Annotated in this window: 17 protein-coding genes and 1 tRNA gene; 9 read left to right on the forward strand and 9 right to left on the reverse strand. The window is 67.5% G+C overall.

Features of this window, described 5'->3' with window-relative positions:
• Both DKG74_RS13585 and DKG74_RS13590 read right to left on the reverse strand, forming a co-directional pair.
• Complete coding sequence (locus DKG74_RS13585) at positions 1–492, reverse strand: disulfide bond formation protein B (protein WP_243404132.1); 492 nt, start codon at positions 490–492, stop codon at positions 1–3.
• Positions 493–555: 63 nt separating this feature from the next.
• A complete protein-coding gene (locus DKG74_RS13590; RefSeq protein WP_165837676.1) occupies positions 556–1494 on the reverse strand; it encodes a TraB/GumN family protein in 939 nt (312 codons plus the stop codon).
• A gap of 126 nt (positions 1495–1620) precedes the next feature.
• Here DKG74_RS13590 and DKG74_RS13595 point away from each other — a divergent pair.
• Positions 1621–1706, forward strand: a tRNA-Leu gene (locus tag DKG74_RS13595).
• 32 nt (positions 1707–1738) lie between these two features.
• Here the strand turns inward: DKG74_RS13595 and DKG74_RS13600 are convergent.
• The 3 genes from DKG74_RS13600 to DKG74_RS13610 form a co-directional block, all read right to left on the reverse strand.
• Entirely contained in the window at positions 1739–2875 is a 1137-nt protein-coding gene (locus DKG74_RS13600) for an MFS transporter (protein ID WP_109906686.1), read from the reverse strand.
• A 157-nt stretch (positions 2876–3032) separates the two neighbouring features.
• Positions 3033–4541 (reverse strand): UbiD family decarboxylase, encoded by a 1509-nt coding sequence (locus tag DKG74_RS13605; protein WP_109906688.1) that lies wholly within the window; start codon positions 4539–4541, stop codon positions 3033–3035.
• A 49-nt stretch (positions 4542–4590) separates the two neighbouring features.
• The gene (locus tag DKG74_RS13610) at positions 4591–5397 is read right to left on the reverse strand and encodes an AraC family transcriptional regulator (protein WP_109906690.1); all 807 of its coding nucleotides are present in this window, start codon (positions 5395–5397) and stop codon (positions 4591–4593) included.
• Positions 5398–5511: 114 nt separating this feature from the next.
• On the opposite strand from DKG74_RS13610, the gene DKG74_RS13615 reads away from it, so the two are divergent.
• Complete coding sequence (locus DKG74_RS13615; RefSeq protein ID WP_109906692.1) at positions 5512–6729, forward strand: MFS transporter; 1218 nt, start codon at positions 5512–5514, stop codon at positions 6727–6729.
• A gap of 13 nt (positions 6730–6742) precedes the next feature.
• On the opposite strand, the gene DKG74_RS13620 is transcribed toward DKG74_RS13615, so the two are convergent.
• Positions 6743–7129 (reverse strand): OsmC family protein, encoded by a 387-nt coding sequence (locus tag DKG74_RS13620; RefSeq protein WP_109906694.1) that lies wholly within the window; start codon positions 7127–7129, stop codon positions 6743–6745.
• Between the two features lie 10 nt (positions 7130–7139).
• Positions 7140–8075: a 4-hydroxybenzoate octaprenyltransferase gene (gene ubiA, locus DKG74_RS13625; protein ID WP_109906765.1), complete on the reverse strand. Its 936-nt coding sequence runs from the start codon at positions 8073–8075 to the stop codon at positions 7140–7142.
• A 58-nt stretch (positions 8076–8133) separates the two neighbouring features.
• On the opposite strand from ubiA, the gene DKG74_RS13630 reads away from it, so the two are divergent.
• From DKG74_RS13630 to DKG74_RS13640, 3 genes are all read left to right on the forward strand, one after another.
• A complete protein-coding gene (locus DKG74_RS13630; protein ID WP_109906696.1) occupies positions 8134–8862 on the forward strand; it encodes a 16S rRNA (uracil(1498)-N(3))-methyltransferase in 729 nt (242 codons plus the stop codon).
• Between the two features lie 114 nt (positions 8863–8976).
• Positions 8977–10338: a glutamate--cysteine ligase gene (locus tag DKG74_RS13635; RefSeq protein WP_109906698.1), complete on the forward strand. Its 1362-nt coding sequence runs from the start codon at positions 8977–8979 to the stop codon at positions 10336–10338.
• Between the two features lie 5 nt (positions 10339–10343).
• Positions 10344–10946 (forward strand): NAD(P)H-dependent oxidoreductase, encoded by a 603-nt coding sequence (locus tag DKG74_RS13640; protein WP_109906700.1) that lies wholly within the window; start codon positions 10344–10346, stop codon positions 10944–10946.
• Here DKG74_RS13640 and DKG74_RS13645 read toward each other — a convergent pair.
• Positions 10933–11412 (reverse strand): styrene oxide isomerase, encoded by a 480-nt coding sequence (locus DKG74_RS13645; protein WP_109906702.1) that lies wholly within the window; start codon positions 11410–11412, stop codon positions 10933–10935. The two genes, DKG74_RS13640 and DKG74_RS13645, sit on opposite strands and share 14 nt — an antisense overlap.
• 94 nt (positions 11413–11506) lie before the next feature.
• Between DKG74_RS13645 and DKG74_RS13650 the strand changes: the two genes are divergently transcribed.
• Complete coding sequence (locus DKG74_RS13650; RefSeq protein WP_109906704.1) at positions 11507–12457, forward strand: hypothetical protein; 951 nt, start codon at positions 11507–11509, stop codon at positions 12455–12457.
• On the opposite strand, the gene tldD is transcribed toward DKG74_RS13650, so the two are convergent.
• A complete protein-coding gene (gene tldD / locus DKG74_RS13655; RefSeq protein WP_109906706.1) occupies positions 12454–13893 on the reverse strand; it encodes a metalloprotease TldD in 1440 nt (479 codons plus the stop codon). The genes DKG74_RS13650 and tldD overlap by 4 nt on opposite strands.
• A 370-nt stretch (positions 13894–14263) precedes the next feature.
• Between tldD and coxB the strand changes: the two genes are divergently transcribed.
• From coxB to DKG74_RS13670, 3 genes are read left to right on the forward strand one after another with little or no spacing between them, the layout of a single operon-like run.
• Complete coding sequence (gene coxB / locus DKG74_RS13660; RefSeq protein WP_109906708.1) at positions 14264–15118, forward strand: cytochrome c oxidase subunit II; 855 nt, start codon at positions 14264–14266, stop codon at positions 15116–15118.
• Between the two features lie 22 nt (positions 15119–15140).
• Complete coding sequence (gene ctaD / locus DKG74_RS13665) at positions 15141–16790, forward strand: cytochrome c oxidase subunit I (RefSeq protein ID WP_109906710.1); 1650 nt, start codon at positions 15141–15143, stop codon at positions 16788–16790.
• A gap of 26 nt (positions 16791–16816) precedes the next feature.
• Positions 16817–17752, forward strand: a complete 936-nt coding sequence (locus DKG74_RS13670) for a heme o synthase (protein WP_243404133.1) — start codon at positions 16817–16819, stop codon at positions 17750–17752.
• Positions 17753–17879: the final 127 nt, after the last annotated feature.

The raw sequence follows: 17879 nt of genomic DNA on the forward strand, positions 1-17879 counted from the left end.
TCAGCGCCGCCGCGCCGCCGCCAGGGCGAGCGCGGCGAGCCCGGCGGACATCAGCGCGTTCCACGCCGCCATCGACAGGCCAAAGAGCGACCAGGCGATATCGCCGCAGCGAACGATGGGCGCCGTCTCGACCGCCTGCAGCAGATCCGCGGCCGAACCCGTGGCGGTCGCGCCGCCGCAAGCGGTCAGGCCCTGCCACCATTGCTGCTCCACCCCGGCATGGAAGACGGCGATGCCGGCCCCCGCCAGCAGGGCGAGAACCGCGAGGGCGAAGCCCGCCCGGGCCAGGCCGCCCCGGAAGATCAGGGCGAGCAGACCCGCCGCCAGCGCCGCGACATGGGCCCAGCGCTGCCACATGCACAGCTCGCAAGGATAAAGCCCGCCCAGATACTGGAAGCCCAGGGCGCCGCCCAACAGCGCCGCCGATCCCGCCGCGACGACGAGGCCACCGAGACGTGCCCCGCCGATGGCGGGGGCAGATGATCCGCTCAAGTCCGTGCTCCCACTCGAATTGCGCGCCCAACCCTGCCGGTCATAGCAGCCGCGCGCCGCGGGCTAAAGTCTTTCCGCGATGATGCCGAGCGCGGCGAGCCCGGCGATGACACTGTCCGGCCCCGCCAGATGACCGGCGCCGACCGCGATGAAATCGCTGCCCGAGCCGTCCATGATGGCCTTGATCTGCTGCACCCATTCCTTGTTGCGGCGGGTGAACAGCGCATCGTAGAGCGACGCCGAACCCGCCATGGCATCTCGCTGGACAAGACCGCCCAGACGCTCGACATCGCCGGCCATCCAGGCGTCGATCATGTCGCCGATGTCGATGTCGCCCGCGCCCTCGTCGCCCTTGTCGCCCCGGCCATCTTGCGACGCCGACAGTGCGTCGATCGCATCGCGCAGCATGGCCATTTCCTCATCTGGCGGCAGATCGGCGAAGATGCGCAATTGCTGGCTGACAGTCTCCAGCCGGTGGATCGGCTTCTTCATCGCCGTGGCCTCGTGCTCGAAGGTCACGTCGGCGCCCTCGGTGCTGTTGAACCCCTTGTCCGCCATCGGCACCGTGGCGAGCGTCAAGGCGACCAGCCAGGGCCGCATGTAACGGAAGGTGGCGGGGGACATGCCCGCCTTGACCGCGATGGCCGTCAGGCGGGCGGTGTCCTCGGGCCCGAGACGGCTGGCGAGCGAGACTTTCCAGTCCATGCCATAGCGCATGAGCGGCATCATCATGCCGAGGCCGGCCCCGGTCTCGGTTTCCAGCCACAGGCGATCCGCGCCCTCGAAGGCTTCGCGGATGCGGGGGCTCATCCAGTCGGTGTCGGCACGAAGGACATGGATGGTGCCGAACAGATAGACCGTCGAATCGCTGTCGGTCAGGCGCCACAGCGCCGGCTCCGCCCGCAGCGGCGCCGCCCCGAGCAGCAGGGCGACGACAAGCCCGACCAGACCGCGCGCGGCAAGCCTTCTCAACCCAGCAAATACAATACCGAAGCTGTTCATGGCGGCACCCCACAACCCCATATAGCAGCCGAAAAAGGGGGCGCCAAGACGATTGACCCGCCGGCCCGGCTCGCTATGATCGCGCCTCGCTTTCGGGACACTACCAGCCCGAAGCGCCGTCCCTGTGCCCCAGTGGCGGAATGGTAGACGCGGCAGACTCAAAATCTGTTGCCGGCAACGGCGTGTTGGTTCGAGTCCGACCTGGGGCACCAAATTCCCGACAGATTTGCGGCCACGGCCGGCATCACGCCACGCGGCGCCGGAACAGCAGCACCACGGACAGCGCCAGCACGAGCACGAACAGGCTGCCGCGCAAGGTAAAATGTTCCGCGATGGCGCCGATCACCGGCGGCCCGACCATGACCCCGACATAGCCGATGCCGACCACGGCGGGAAAAATCCGGGTCGCGCGGTCGCCGCCCTGCCGGCCGGCGGCCGAAAAGACGACGGGGATGATGTTGGCGATGCCAAAGCCGACCAGCGCGAAGGCCGGCAAGACGACGAAAGCCGCGGGAAAGGCGGCGGCGGCGCCAAGGCCAAGGATGGCGAGGATGGCGCTGAGGCCAATGGTCGCGACCGGGCCGAGCGCCCGCTGCAGCCGCCCGCCGCCTATGCGGCCCACCGCCATCGCCGCGGCGAAGAGCGAGAAGGCGACCGCGCCGCCGCCGCTGTCCAGCCCGACCTGCTGCACGACATAGATCGCCGCCCAATCGGCCATCGCCCCTTCGACGAAAAAGGCGAGAAAAGCGAGGCCACCCATGGCCAGCACCACCGGATCGCGCAGCAGCTGGCGCCGCGGCGCGCCGCTGCCGCCCCCCTCGCCCACGATGGCGATGGGCCGCATGGCGAGGCCGGCGATGGCGAAAATGGCGAAGATCAGCGCGCAGGCGACGAACAGCGTGCCCGCCGCGCCGAAGCCCGCACCGAACAGCGCCCCGGACAGAATCGCCCCGCCGAGCAGGCCAATGCTGTAAGCGGCGTGGAACGAGGCCATGATCGGGACCTGCGCGGCCCGCTCCACCGCGGCGGCAAGCAGGTTCATCGCGACGTCGAGGGCGCCGAAACAAAGGCCCATCAGCAGGATGCAGGCGGCGAGCACGGCAAGGCCGGGGGCCTGAGCCGTCGCCATCAGCGCGAGGGCGAAACCGCAGCCGCCCACAAGGCCCAGCAGCCCGCCGCCCACGCGGACCGCAAGCCGCCCGATCACCGGCATCACCAGCATCGCCCCGAGCGCGAAACACAGGAGAGCGGAGCCGAGTTCGCCGTCGGACAGCGCCAGCCCCTGCTTGATCAGGGGCAGACAGGCGCCCCAGGCCCCGAGGCCGATGCCGGCCGCGCCGAAGGCGGCCGAAACGGCGAGCCGGCGAGTATTGACGACCATGACAGAAGACCGCCTCAGATGACCTCCGGCCGAACGCCCGGACGCAACACGACAAGGGCCGACAATCTAGCGGCCCGCGCCGGAGGAGACCAATGCCCCCTCGGCGACCGCCGGCGCCCCCGTTCGCATGGCTGGCGGCCTCCGGACCCGGGTCCGCCTACTTCCAGATCGACGCGCCGCTGCCCGGCAGGCCGAGGCGGTCCCACATCGACGAGACGCGGTCGATCACCTTCTGCTCCATGCGGATCTGGGTGCCCCATTCGCGCTTGGTCTCGGGCGGCCATTTGTTGGTGGCGTCCAGCCCGACCTTGCCGCCAAGGCCGGATTCCGGCGAGGCGAAGTCGAGATAGTCGATCGGCGTACCCTCGATCAGGGTCACGTCGCGCACCGGGTCCATGCGGGTCGAGATCGCCCACATGACATCCTTCCAGTCGCGGGCGTTGATGTCGTCGTCGACGACGATCACCCATTTCGTGTACATGAACTGGCGCAGGAACGACCACACCCCCATCATCACGCGCTTGGCGTGACCCGGGTAAGCCTTCTTCATCGAGACGACGGCGATCCGGTAGCTGCAACCTTCGGGCGGCAGCCAGAAGTCGACGATTTCCGGGAATTGCTGGACAAGCAGCGGGATGAACACTTCGTTCAGCGCCTCGCCCAGCACGCTCGGCTCGTCCGGCGGCCTTCCGGTGAAGGTCGAGAGATAGATCGGGTTACGCCTGCGGGTGATCGCCGTCACCGTGAAGACCGGGAAGGGTTCCACCGAATTGTAGTAACCGGTGTGATCGCCGTAAGGCCCCTCGTCGCCGAAATCATCGAGGCTGACGTAACCTTCGAGGACGATTTCCGCTTGCGCCGGCACCTTCAGCGGCACGGTCTTGCAGTCGACCAGCTCGACCTTCTGGCCGCGCAGCAGGCCGGCGAACTGATATTCCGACAGGGTATCGGGCACCGGCGTCACGGCGGCGAGGATCGTGCCCGGATCGGCGCCCAGCACCACGGCCGCCGGCAGGGGCTCGCGCTTTTCCGCCGCCCAGCGGCGATAGTGCTGCGCCCCGCCCCGATGCTTCAGCCAGCGCATCAGGGTGGTATTCCGCCCCGTCACCTGCATCCGGTAGATGCCGAGGTTGAAACTGTCTTCCCGCCCGTCGCCGGGGCCCTTGGTGACGACGAGCGGCCAGGTGATCAGCGGCGCCGGCTCCCCCGGCCAGCAGGACTGGATGGGCAGGTCGGCGAGGTCGATCTGGTCGCCGGTCAGCACGACCTCATGCACCGGCGCGCTGCCCACGGTCTTCGGCTTCATCGCCATCACGGTCTTGACCAGGGGCAGCATGGCCCAGGCCTCGCGGAAACCGCCCGGCGGCTCCGGCTGCTTCAGGAAGGCCAGGGTCTCGCCCACTTCGCGGAGTTCGTGCGGCTCGCGGTCCATGCCCCAGGCGACACGCTCGACCGTGCCGAACAGATTGACCAGCACCGGATAGGGCGACATCGTGCCATCGGCCCGGATCGGCTTCTCGAAGATCACGGCCGGGCCGCCCTCGGCCAGCAACCGGGTCTGAATCTCGGTCATTTCGAGCACGGTCGAGACCGGCTCGGTCACCCGGACGAGGCGGCCCGAGGCTTCCAGCCGTTCGATGAAGTCGCGAAGAGATTTATAGGGCATGGCTCGGTGGTCCGTTGCGGGGGTCGTCCGTGGCGGGGGCCGGAGACTATCACGCCTGCGCCGCCGGCCAATGCCCGTCCGCGACCTGACGGAAATAGCGGCTGGGTGCATCGCCCAGCAGGCGGCGGAACATGGTGGTGAAGGCGGCGACACTGTCATAGCCGAGGTCGAGCGCGACGCTGGTCACCGCCTCCCCCCGGCCAAGACGCGGCATGGCAGCGAAAAGACAGGCGCGCTGGCGCCACTGGGCGAAGCTGAGGCCGGTTTCCGTCCGGAAGGCCCGGGTGAAGCTGCGCCGGCTCATGGCGAGGCGGCCGCACCAGTCGTCGATGGTCGCGTGCGGATCGGGTGCCAGCGCGAATTCATGGCACAGGTCGGCCAGCAGTCCCGAGGCGGGCATGGGCAGGTTCATCGGCTGCACCGGCAGGCTGCGGAGTTCGTGCAGCAGCAGGTTCATGATCAGCCCACCCCGGCCATCCGCCTCGTATTCGAGGGGCAGGTCCACGGCCTCGAGCACGAGGGCCCGCATCAGCGGTGTGATCCGCACCACGCGGCAATCCTCGGGCAGGCCGTCGATGGCGCCCGGCTCGATGAACAGGTTGCGGGTGCCGAGCCGCGCGCCGGTCGAGCGCATGGAATGCACGGTCCAGGGCGGGATCCATACCGCCTGGTCCGGCGGCACCAGCCAGGTGCCCGCGGCGGTGCCGACCAGCATCACGCCGCAGGTCGCATAAAGCAGCTGGCCCCGCCGATGCTTGTGCGGCGCCACTTCGAAGCCGGCCGAATAATCGTTGCCGACGGCGACAACCGCCCTGGGCACGGTTTCGAATTCTGCAGCCCTGACATTCCGGACCATGGCCCACTCACGAAAATGATCGACCCGCCTGCGATGGCAGGTCAAAACAAATACCATAGGATCAAGCTCTGATCACACGGAACGAGGCGGCGCTGGCGCCGCCAGGGAAAACAGATGAGCGACACAAGCATCACCGCCGCCGGCCGGCCGCCGTCCTCGGCCGCAGGCACCACCTACGCCATCCTGCTGGCGATCAGCTTCTGCCACATGCTGAACGACCTGATGCAGGCGACGCTGCCGGCGATCTATCCGATGCTGAAGGATAATTTCGCCCTCGACTTCGGGCAGATCGGCCTCGTCACCTTCACCTTCCAGGTCACCGGCTCGATCCTGCAGCCCTTCGTCGGCATCTATACCGACAGGCACCCCAAGCCCTATTCGCTGGTGGTCGGCATGGGCCTGACCCTGTGCGGCCTCGCCCTCATCTCGCAGGCGTGGAGCTATCCGATGCTGCTCGCCGGGGCGGCCCTGCTCGGCTCCGGCTCGTCGATCTTCCACCCGGAATCGTCGCGCGTCGCCCGCCTCGCCTCGGGCGGGCAGCATGGTCTTGCCCAGTCGCTGTTCCAGGTCGGCGGCAATGCCGGCACGGCGCTGGGGCCGCTGGCCGCCGCCTTCATCATCCTGCCCAACGGCCAGAGCGCGGTCGCCTGGTTCGCCGCCGTCGCCCTGCTGGGCATGACCGTGCTGTGGCGGGTCGGCAATTGGTATGGCCCGCGCCGCCTCGCGGGGGGCAAGCCCCAGCGCGCGGCGGTCAACGGCATCGCCCTGTCCAATGCCCGCGTTGTTGGCGCCATGGCGGTGCTGATCACCCTGATGTTCTCGAAGTTCATCTATATGTCGAGCTTCCAGAGCTACTACACCTTCTTCCTGATCGACCGTTTCGGCGTCAGCGTCGAGGAAGCGCAGCTGCGCCTCTTCGTCTTCCTTGGCGCCGTCGCGGTGGGAACGATCGCCGGTGGCCCGATCGGCGACCGCATCGGCCGGAAGTATGTCATCTGGGGCTCGATCCTCGGCGTGCTGCCCTTCACGCTGGCCCTGCCCTATGCCGACCTGTTCTGGACCTCGGTGCTCTCCGTGCTGATCGGCCTGATCCTGTCGTCCGCCTTCTCGGCGATCATCGTCTATGCCCAGGAATTGATGCCGGGCCGGGTCGGTCTGGTGGCGGGCCTGTTCTTCGGCTTCGCCTTCGGCCTCGGCGGGATCGGCGCGGCGGTGGTTGGCCAGATCGCCGATGCGACCAGCATCCAGTATGTCTATCACCTGTGCTCGTTCCTGCCCGCCCTCGGCATCCTGACGGTGTTCCTGCCGTCGCTGAAGGAGAAGCGGGTCTAGGGATCGACGGGGCTCAGACGAACTCGGTCGTGATGGTCATCGAGCGTTTCAGGGTCTTGGTGACCGGTGTCTTCTCGATGATCTCGGCCAGGCGGGCGCGCTGCTCTTCCCCGAGCGGCGCGCCCAGCTTCGCGGTCCGGTGGATGCTCTCCACCCCCGCGTCGTCCCGGGCGAAGACGCAAAGCACCTCGATCCGGCCGAGGGTCCAGCCCTTGCGGTCGGCATAGAGCCGCAGGGTCGCCGACGAGCAGGCGCCAAGCGCCGCCATCAGCACTTCGTAAGGTGCCGGCCCCGTGTCGGTGCCGCCGGCCGGGATCGGCTCGTCCGCCGTCATATGGTGCTGACGGGCGGTGATCGCCTGAGCGAGGCCTGCCTCGCTGACCGTCAATGCCTTGGCCATGCCGTCCCCCTCACGCCAGATATTGCCCGGCCGCGATCGCGAGGAAGAGCAGGAAGCCCATGCGCGCGTTGGCCTTGAATTTGGCGAGGCATTCCGCCCCGTCGTCGAAATCGGTCACCGCCGCCTGCCAGGCCAGATGAGCCGCGCACAGCGCGAGACCGAGCCAGAACGGCCAGCCCAACCCGACCAGCGCGCCCGAAATGCCGACCAGCACCACCATGCCGCCATAGACCGCCCACAGGAAGCCCCGCGTCTTCGCCCCGAGGCGCAGCGCCGTCGACTTCACGCCGACGACGGCATCGTCCTCCTTGTCCTGATGGGCATAGATCGTGTCGTAGCCGAGGGTCCACAGGATGCCGGCGAGATAGAGCAGGATGGCGGGCCAGCCCAGATCGCCCCGCACCGCCGACCAGCCGACCAGCGCGCCCCAGTTGAAGGCGATGCCGAGCACGGCCTGCGGCCAATAGGTGATCCGCTTCATGAAGGGATAGACCGCGACTGGCACCAGCGAGGCGATGCCGAGCCAGATCGTGAAGCCATTCAGGGTCAGCAGCACGCCGAGCCCGGCCAGCGCCTGCAGCCCGAGGAAGGCGAAGGCCGCCTTCACCCCGACGGCGCCCGACGGCAGCGGCCGCCCCCTTGTCCGCGCCACCTGCGCGTCGATATCCCGGTCGGCGATATCGTTGAGGGTGCAGCCCGCGCCCCGCATCACCGCCGAGCCGATGAAGAACAGGATCAGCAGGCCGACATCCGGCAGCCGGCCGGCCGGTGCCGCCAGCGCCGTCGACCACCAGCACGGCAACATGAGGAGCCAGATGCCGATGGGCCGGTCCGCCCGGGCGAGGCGAAGATAGGGACGAAGGCCGGACGGACAGCGGTCGACCCAGGAATTGGGCGCGGCATCCGCCGGCTTCAACTCGGGAGTCGCGATCGGGGCGGTGGGCATGTTCATCCTGCTGTGCTACCCCCAATGTCGCCTTGCCTCAAGAAACGAGTGACGCCGCATGAATGACCGCCCCCGCTACCGCCTGTTCGTCGATGCCCCGCTGGCCGCGGGCGCGCCGGTCGCGCTGGACGAGGGGCAGGCACATTATCTCGGCAACGTGCTGCGCCTCGATGACGGCGACCAGGTCTGTGCCTTCAACGGGCGCGAGGGCGAATGGCGCGCCGCCTTCGGCCGCATCGGCAAGAAGGGTGGTGCCCTGACCCCGCTCGACCTGCTGGCGGCCCAGCCTGTCGAGGCGGAAACCACGCTCGTCTTCGCGCCCATCCGGGGCGCCAAGGTCGAATTCGTGGCCGAGAAGGCGACCGAGCTGGGCGCCACCCGCCTCGTCCCCGCGATCACCCGGCGCACGGTGATCGACCGGGCCAATGGCGCCCGGATGCGCGCCAATGCGATCGAGGCGGCAGAGCAATGCGGCCGCCTCGCCATCCCCGGGATCGCCGAGATCCGCAAGCTCGACCAGGTGCTGGGCGATTGGGATCCGGCCGTGCCCCTGTTCTTCTGCGACGAGGACGGCAACGTGCCGCCCCTTCTGGAGGCGGCGAAGGGGCTTGGCGAATCGCCGGCCGCGGTGCTGATCGGGCCCGAGGGCGGCTTCGACCCCGTCGAGCGCGTGCTCCTGAAACGCCTGCCCTTCGTCCGGCCGGTCGGCCTCGGCCGGCGCATCCTGCGGGCCGAGACCGCGGCCATCGCCGCCCTCGCCCTCATTGAGGCGGCGCGGCTGGGCTGACCCCGCGCAGAAAGTTACGCCGGCAAACGCATGTCGGACCTGCGTCCCGCAATGCTGGACAGGGTGATCGGCTTTCGGCTAGTCAACCAGACCAGCTTGGGCGGGAGAATGCGCATGTCGGGTGTACAGGCGGCCGGAGAGCCGATCGAAAGCCGGCGCCAGCTTGTCGAATGGATGGCCGGCGGCGCCAAGCCGAAATCCGAATGGCGCATCGGCACCGAGCACGAGAAATTCGGTTTCCGCCTCAACGATCTCGGACCCGTTCCTTACGGCGGCGACAATGGCATCCGCGCCATGCTCGAAGGCCTGCGCCGGTTCGGCTGGGCGCCGGTTTACGAGGGCGAGAATATCATCGCGCTCGAGATGAACGGCGCCTCGATCAGCCTCGAGCCGGGCGGCCAGTTCGAGTTGTCGGGTGCCCCGCTGGAAAGCATCCACCAGACCTGCGGCGAGGTCGGCGTTCACCTCGAACAGGTGCATGAAGTCGCGCGGGAACTCGGCCTTGGCTTCATCGGCCTCGGCTTCGCGCCGACCTGGAAGCGGGAAGACGTGCCGGTGATGCCCAAGGGCCGCTATGACATCATGCGGTCCTATATGCCGAAGAAGGGCAGCCTCGGCCTCGACATGATGCTGCGCACCTCGACGGTGCAGGTGAACCTCGATTTCGGCTCCGAGGCCGACATGGTGGCGAAGCTGCGCGTCGCCCTCGCGCTGCAGCCGGTCGCGACCGCGCTCTTCGCCAATTCGCCCTTCACCGAGGGCAAGCCGAACGGCTTCCAGTCCTATCGCGGCCACATCTGGTCGGATACCGATCCCGACCGCACCGGCCTGCTGCCCTTCGCCTTCGAGAAAGGCTTCGGCTTCGAGCACTATGTCGACTGGGCGCTCGACGTGCCGATGTATTTCGTCTACCGCGACGGCAAATATATCGACGCCTCGGGCCAGTCGTTCCGCGACTTCCTCGACGGCCGCCTGCCCGCCCTGCCGGGCGAGAAGCCGCATCTGGGCGACTGGTCGGCCCATCTGACCACCCTGTTCCCGGAAGCGCGGGTGAAGCGCTATATCGAGATGCGCGGCGCCGACGGTGGCCCGTGGAAGCGGCTGTGCGCCCTGCCCGCGCTCTGGGTCGGGCTGATCTATTGCGACGACGCGCTCGAAGCCTGCCTTGACCTCGTGAAGGACTGGACGTCGGAAGAACGCGAGGCTTTGCGCGCCGCCGTGCCGCGCCTTGGCCTGCGGGCGCCGTTCCGGGGCGGCACCGTCCTCGACATCGCGCGGAAGGTCGTCGACATCGCCGAGAAGGGCCTCGCCAAGCGCGCGGCCGACAATGGCATGGGCAGCGACGAGACCATGTTCCTGCAGGTCCTGAAGAAGACGGTCGAAACCGGCAAGAGCCCGGCGGACGACCTGCTCGACGCCTACAACGGGCGCTGGGCCGGCGATATCCGGCAACTCTTCGCCGAATACGCCTACTGACCGCGATGGCCGGCCGACGCATCCTCGTGATCCTCGGCCATCCGTCGGCGGACAGTTTCTGCGCCGCCCTCGCCGACACTTACGCCGACGGCGCGCGGGCCGCCGGGGCCGAGGTCTCGGTCCTGCGCCTGGGCGAGCTCGATTTCGATCCCATCCTGCGCCATGGCTATGCCAGCCGGCAGGCGCTGGAGCCCGACCTCGAAGCCGCCCGCGCGGCGATCCTCGCGGCCGAGCATGTGGTCTTCGTCTATCCGATCTGGTGGGGTTCAGTCCCGGCCCTGCTGAAAGGCTTTCTCGACCGCTGCTTCCTGCCGGGCTTCGCTTTCGCTTATAGGGATGCGCGCCAGAACTTGCCCGACAAGCTGCTGAAAGGCCGCAGCGGCCGGCTGATCGTCACGCTGGACACGCCGGGCTGGTTCAACTGGCTGGTCTATGGCGCGCCGGGGCACCGCATGATGACGCAGACGGTGCTGAAATTCTGCGGCATCGGTCCGGTGCGGCGCACGGTCTGCGCGCCCTTGCGGAATTCGAGCCCTGCCGGCCGCGCGCGCTTTCTGGCCAAAGCGGCGGCGGCCGGGCGTGCCGACGGCGGCGTCAGCGCCCGCTGAAGGCTTTCTTCGCGAACATCAACATCAGGATGAGGGTCAGGAAGGCCCCGAAGGCCGCCGGGGTGAAGGCGATCAGCCCAGCCAGATTGCCCGGTCCCGCCGCATTGTCCCAGGGCGACAGGCCCCGGTTGGCGGCGAAATTGGCGAACAGATAGAACACCGTGTTCGCCCAGATGGCGAAGATGAGACCGTTCGCGATCCAGGCCTTGGCCTTGGCCGAGGCGACGGCGCGGTCGATGATGCCGGCCACGGCGAGCGCCATCACGCCGTTCAAAAGGCTGCCGATGTGCATCGCCCGCCAGCCCTTCTCGCTGCCCGGGAAATCGAAACGCGCACTCGGCAGCGGGTCGAGGATGAAGCCGCCAATGGCGACGAAACCGAGGCAGAAACCGGCGATCAGGCCGGCCGCGATGACAAGCGCGCCGTTACCGGCAAGACGCCGGGCTTCGGGGGACAGGCCGTTCATGTTTTTCCTCCGCTTGCGGAACTTCGTCCGATTCTCCGACGAACTTAACCTGACAGCGCGATTTGCCCAGCCGATCAAATGGGGGGTTTCTGTCATGATTTTGCGTCTCGCCGGCGCCCTTCTTGGCCTGTTCATGGCCGGCCTGCCCGCGGCCGCGGCCGATTTCGACGATCCCCGCCGGGTCTACCTCGCGCTCGATCGTTCGGCCGATGCCGTCGTCGAGAGCGGCGGCGGCCGCATTCGCGTTGTCTTCGCCGATGGCGCCCGAGGCCTTGACCGCGACCGCGTGCTGACCTGGGTGCAGCGGGCGGCGGGTGCCGTCACCACCTATTTCGGGCGCTTTCCGGTCGACGACGTCGGCCTTCTCGTCATCGCCGATGGCGGCGACCGGGTGATGACGGGAACCACCTTCGGCTTTGGCGGCTCCGCCATCCGGGTCATCGTCGGCCGCGATACAGGCGACGAGGCCTTCGCCCGCGACTGGGTGCTGACTCACGAGATGGTGCATCTGGCCCTGCCGCAGATGGACGAGCGCTTCCTGTGGCTGCTGGAAGGCAGCGCGGTCTATGTCGAGCCGGTGGCGCGCGCGCTCGCCAGTCAGATCGCGCCCGAGTCGGTCTGGCGCGACGCGCTGACCGGAATGCCCCGGGGCGAGCCCGAGGCGGGTGACCGCGGCCTCGACCATACCCCGACCTGGGGCCGCACCTATTGGGGCGGCGCGATCTTTTGCCTGCTGGCCGATATCGCCATCCGCCAGCAGAGCGCCGGCCGCCAGTCCTTGCGCGACGCTTTCACCGCGATCAACCGGGCCAGCGGCGGCAACACCGCCTATTGGTCGATGGAGGAAATCGTCGCCGAGGGCGACCGCGCCACCGGCACCGGCGTCCTGGCCGCGCTTTACGCGAAAATGGCGGCCGCCCCGTCGCCGACCGACCTGCCGGCGCTGTTCGCCGCCCTGGGCGTGCGCCTGTCGGACGGGGGCGCCGTGCTGTTCGACGACAGCGCCCCGCTTGCCCCGATCCGCCGGGCGATCACCGCGAATTAGGCGCCGGTGCCGCCGATGGTCAGTCCGTCGATCAGCAGGGTGGGCTGGCCAACACCGACCGGCACGCCCTGGCCCGACTTGCCGCAGGTGCCAATGCCGGGGTCGAGTGCCATGTCGTTGGCGACGGCACGGACCTGGGTCAGGCAGTCGGGGCCATTGCCGATCAGGGTCGCGCCCTTGACCGCCGGACCGACCTTGCCGTTCCGGATCAGATAGGCCTCGGTGCAGGTGAAGACGAATTTGCCCGAGGTGATGTCGACCTGACCGCCGCCGAAATTGACGGCATAGAGCCCGTCCTTCACCGAGGAGACGATGTCGTCCTTGGTGGCGCTGCCGCCCAGCATGATCGTGTTGGTCATGCGCGGCATCGGGGCATGGGCATAGGACTGGCGCCGGCCGTTGCCGGTCGGCTTCATGCCCATCAGCCGGGCGTTCAGGCGGTCCTGCAGATAGCCGACCAGGATGCCGTCCTCGATCAGCGTGGTGCGTCCGGTCGGCGTGCCCTCGTCATCGACGGTGAGCGAGCCGCGCCGCCCCGGCAGGGTGCCGTCGTCGACCACGGTAACGCCCTTGGCCGCGACCTGCTTGCCCATGAGGCCGGAGAAGGCCGACGTCTTCTTGCGGTTGAAATCGCCTTCCAGCCCATGGCCGATCGCCTCGTGGAGGAGAATGCCCGGCCAGCCGGAGCCAAGCACCACCGGCATCTCGCCCGCGGGCGCCGCGATGGCATCGACATTGACGAGCGCCTGACGCAGGGCCTCGTCGACCGCGCCCTGCCAATGGGCAGGGTCCATGTATTTCTCGTAGAAGCCGCGTTCCCCGGCGCCATAGCTGCCGGATTCCTGCTTGCCATTGGCCTCCACGACGACCGAGACATTGAGCCGGACCAGCGGACGCACGTCGCGCACACGAAGACCCGAGGCCCGCACGATCTCGACCACCTGCCAGGAACCGGACAGCGAGGCGGAAACCTGACGCACGCGCGGATCCTTCGCCCTTGCATAGGCGTCGATCTCGGCGAGCAGCGTCGTCTTCGCCTCGAAGGGCACGGCCGACAGCGGATTGTCCTCGACATAGAGCTTGGCGTTGGTGCCGGGCGGTGGCCCGGCCATCACCCCGCCATTGCCCCGGGCGACCGCCTGAACGGTGCGCGCGGCCCGGGCGATGGCGTCCTCCGACAATTCGGCGGCATGGGCGAATCCGGTCGCCTCGCCCGCGACGGCGCGCAGGCCGAAACCCTGCGAGGTATCGAAACTGGCGGCCTTCAGACGGCCGTCGTCAAAGGCATATGATTCGGCCTGGGCGTATTCGAGGAAGAGTTCGCCGTCGTCCGCCCCTTCGAGCGCATCGTCGACCAGCCGCTCGACCCGCGCAGGGTCGAGACCCGCGCGCTCGAAAAACAGGGCATCGGGCACCAGACGGTCGGACTCGGACATCGCAAAGGCTCCTTGGCAAGGCGCCTAATATGGGGGATCGGGCCGCTTTCGTCACCCGTCCGGGGCAGATTTCCGACTTCGACCAAAAAATGACGCGGATCAATTGTGTTTTGCGTCATAACGTCGCAAGAACCGGGCGGCGAATGGTGCTGCCGCTTCGGACGGTATAATGCGCCAGACGCAACATCTGTTCGCGGGCCCCCTGCCGGTGATAGGTTTGTCATGCACTTGAGGCTGGCGAACCGTCGCAATCGAATGTACGCATTCGGTCTGGCCGGGGCTTCGCCGGACGGCACGGAATTTAACGAGGGGTGGCCCGGGCGAAATGTCGCGCCCGGACCGGACATCAAAGCGGGAGTTGGATCGACCCATGGGTCACAAGCTCGACAGGGCCACCACTGGCCTGATTTCCCTGATCACCGGGGCAGCCCTGCCGGGCGTCGCTCTCGCGGCCCAGCCCGAACGCTGGGAACTCAATCTGCAACCGGCGGTGACGCCGGTCGCCGAGAAAATCGGCAGCTTCCATGACCTGCTGCTGGTGATCATCATCACCATCACCGTGTTCGTGGCGGGCCTGCTCGTCTATGTGATGTTCCGTTTCCGGGCGTCGGCCAATCCGAACCCGTCGCGGACCTCGCACAACACGCTGATCGAGGTGCTGTGGACCGTGGCGCCGATCATGATCCTGGTCGTGATCGCCATTCCGTCGTTCCGCCTGCTCTATTTCTCGGACAAGGCCGCCGATGCGGAAATGACCGTGAAGGTGCAGGGTTACCAGTGGTACTGGGCCTATTCCTATCCGGACGCCGGCGACGTGACGATCGAGTCCCGCATCGCCGCGCGCACCGCGGAAGAAGCGACCGACGGCAAGATCCGCCTGCTCTCGACCGACAATCCGATGGTCGTGCCGGTCGATACCGTGGTCCGCGTCATCGTCACCTCGGACAACGTGATCCATTCCTGGGCCGTGCCGGCCTTCGGCGTGCAGAAATACGCCAACCCCGGCCACGCCAACGAGACCTGGTTCAAGGCCGAGAAGACGGGCACCTATTACGGCATGTGCCAGCAGATCTGCGGCTCCGACCACGGCTTCATGCCGGTCGAGGTGAAGGTCGTCTCCAAGGAGGAATATGCCGCCTGGATCGCCCAGCAGAAGGCCCAGGCCGGTATTCCGTCGACCACCACCAATGTCGCCTCGGCCTCGGCCGCGGCCACCGCGAACTGATCGCTCGAAAGGGACGTAACAGATGGCGAGCAATGCTGCCGCGCACGGCCACGAGGCCCACGGCCACGACGATCACGGTCATCCGACCGGGCTGCGTCGCTGGCTGTTTTCGACCAACCACAAGGATATCGGCACCCTCTATCTGATCTTCGCGGTAATCGCGGGTCTGATCGGCGGCGCCATGTCGATCCTGATGCGCCTCGAGCTGCAGGAGCCGGGCACCCAGTGGATCCAGAACCATCACATCTTCAACGTGCTGGTGACGGGCCACGGCCTGATCATGGTGTTCTTCGTGATCATGCCGGCGGTGATCGGCGGCTTCGGCAACTGGTTCGTGCCGCTGATGATCGGCGCGCCGGACATGGCCTTCCCGCGCATGAACAACATCTCGTTCTGGCTGATGGTGCCCTCCTTCGCCCTGCTGCTGATCTCGGTCTTCGTGCCGGGCATCGGTTCGGACCCGGGCGTCGGCACCGGCTGGACGATCTATACGCCGCTGTCGTCGAATGTCCCCGGCGTCGTCACCCATGACGGTCCCGCGGTCGATCTCGCGATCCTGTCGCTGCACCTCTCGGGTGCGTCGTCGATCCTCGGCGCGATCAACTTCATCACCACGATCTTCAACATGCGCGCGCCGGGCATGACCCTGCACCGCATGCCGCTGTTCGCCTGGTCGGTGCTCGTGACCGCCTTCCTGCTGCTGCTGTCGCTGCCCGTGCTGGCCGGCGCCATCACCATGCTGCTGACGGACCGCAACTTCGGCACGGCCTTCTTCAATCCGGCCGGCGGCGGCGATCCGATCCTGTTCCAGCACCTGTTCTGGTTCTTCGGTCACCCCGAAGTCTACATCATGATCCTGCCGGGCTTCGGCATCATCAGCCACATCATCTCGACCTTCAGCCGCAAGCCGGTGTTCGGCTACCTCGGCATGGCCTACGCCATGGTCGCGATCGGCGTGGTCGGCTTCATCGTGTGGGCGCACCACATGTATACGACCGGCCTGTCGGTCGACACCCGCGCCTATTTCACCGCGGCGACCATGGTCATCGCGGTGCCGACGGGCATCAAGATCTTCTCGTGGATCGCGACGATGTGGGGCGGCTCGATCCGCTTCACCACGCCGATGGTCTGGGCGATCGGCTTCATCTTCCTGTTCACCGTCGGCGGCGTGACCGGCGTCGTGCTGGCCAACGCCGGCATCGACACCGCGCTTCACAACACCTACTACGTCGTGGCGCACTTCCACTACGTGCTGTCGCTCGGCGCCGTGTTCTCGATCTTCGCGGGCTTCTATTACTGGTTCCCCAAGATGTCGGGCTACATGTACTCCGAGACGCTGGGCAAGATTCACTTCTGGATCATGTTCATCGGCGTGAACATGCTGTTCTTCCCGATGCACTTCCTCGGCCTCGCCGGTATGCCCCGCCGCATCCCCGACTATCCGGATGCCTTCGCGGACTGGAACCGGATCGCCTCCTACGGCTCCTATATCGCCGGCGCGAGCGTGATCTTCTTCCTCTTCGTCGTGCTGCACGCCTTCCTGTCGGGCAAGCGCGCCGCCGCCAACCCGTGGGGTGAAGGCGCCGAGACGCTGGAATGGACGCTGTCGTCGCCGCCGCCGTTCCACCAGTTCAACGAACTGCCGGTCATCAAGGCCAGCAGCAACCACTGACGACAAGCGGTCGGAGAACATTCAACGTGACCATCGTCACCGATCATCGTCTCTCCACCGCGCAAGGCGCGGGGTCCGCCTCCCAGGAGGCGGACCTCGACGGCCGCGCGTCGGATTTCTTCGCGCTGCTCAAGCCGCGGGTGATGTCGCTCGTGGTCTTTACCGGGCTGGTCGGACTGGTGCTCGCGCCCGGTTCGCTCAACCCGATCATCGGTTTCACCGCCCTCCTCTGCATCGCGGTGGGCGCGGGCGCGTCAGGCGCCCTGAACATGTGGTACGACGCGGACATCGACGCCCGCATGTCGCGCACCCTGTCCCGTCCCATCCCGTCCGGCCGCGTCGGCGCCGGGGATGCCAAGGCTTTCGGCATCGTCCTGTCGGTCGCTTCAGTGCTGACCATGGGGCTGCTGGTCAATGTGCTGTCGGCGGCGCTGCTCGCCTTCACGATCTTCTTCTATGTCGTCGTCTACACGATGTATCTGAAGCGGCGCACGCCCCAGAACATCGTCATCGGCGGCCTGTCGGGCGCCCTGCCCCCGGTCATCGGCTGGGCCGCGGTCACCGGCACGATCTCGCTCGAATCGCTCTCGCTCTGCGCCCTGATCTTCGTCTGGACGCCGCCCCACTTCTGGGCCCTCTCGCTGGTCAAGGCCGCCGATTACGGCGCCGTCGGCGTGCCCATGATGCCGAATGTCGTCGGCCCGGAATCGACCCGGCGCCAGATCCTCGCCTATGCCGTCCTGCTGGCGCCGCTCGGCCTCGCGCCGACCCTGCTCGGCTTCGCCGGCATGGTTTATGGCATTGCCGCGGGCGTGCTCGGCCTCGTCTTCGTCGGCCTGTCGGCGCGCCTCTATGTAAAGCGCGACAACCGCTCGGCGATGCAGCTGTTCGGCTATTCCATCCTCTATCTGTTCCTGCTGTTCGCCCTGCTGCTGGTCGGGCGCCTGGCGGATCTGCCCTGAGCACGGAATGAGCATCATGCCGATCTCCGATATGCACCGCCGGCGCCGCAGCCGGAACATCGCCCTCGGCCTCGCCCTGGTGGCCTGGGTCGTCATCATCTTCCTGGTCTCCATGGTGAAGGTTTCC

Origin of the sequence: Zavarzinia aquatilis (genome assembly GCF_003173035.1) — a bacterium.
GTDB classification, from domain to species: Bacteria; Pseudomonadota; Alphaproteobacteria; order Zavarziniales; family Zavarziniaceae; genus Zavarzinia; species Zavarzinia aquatilis.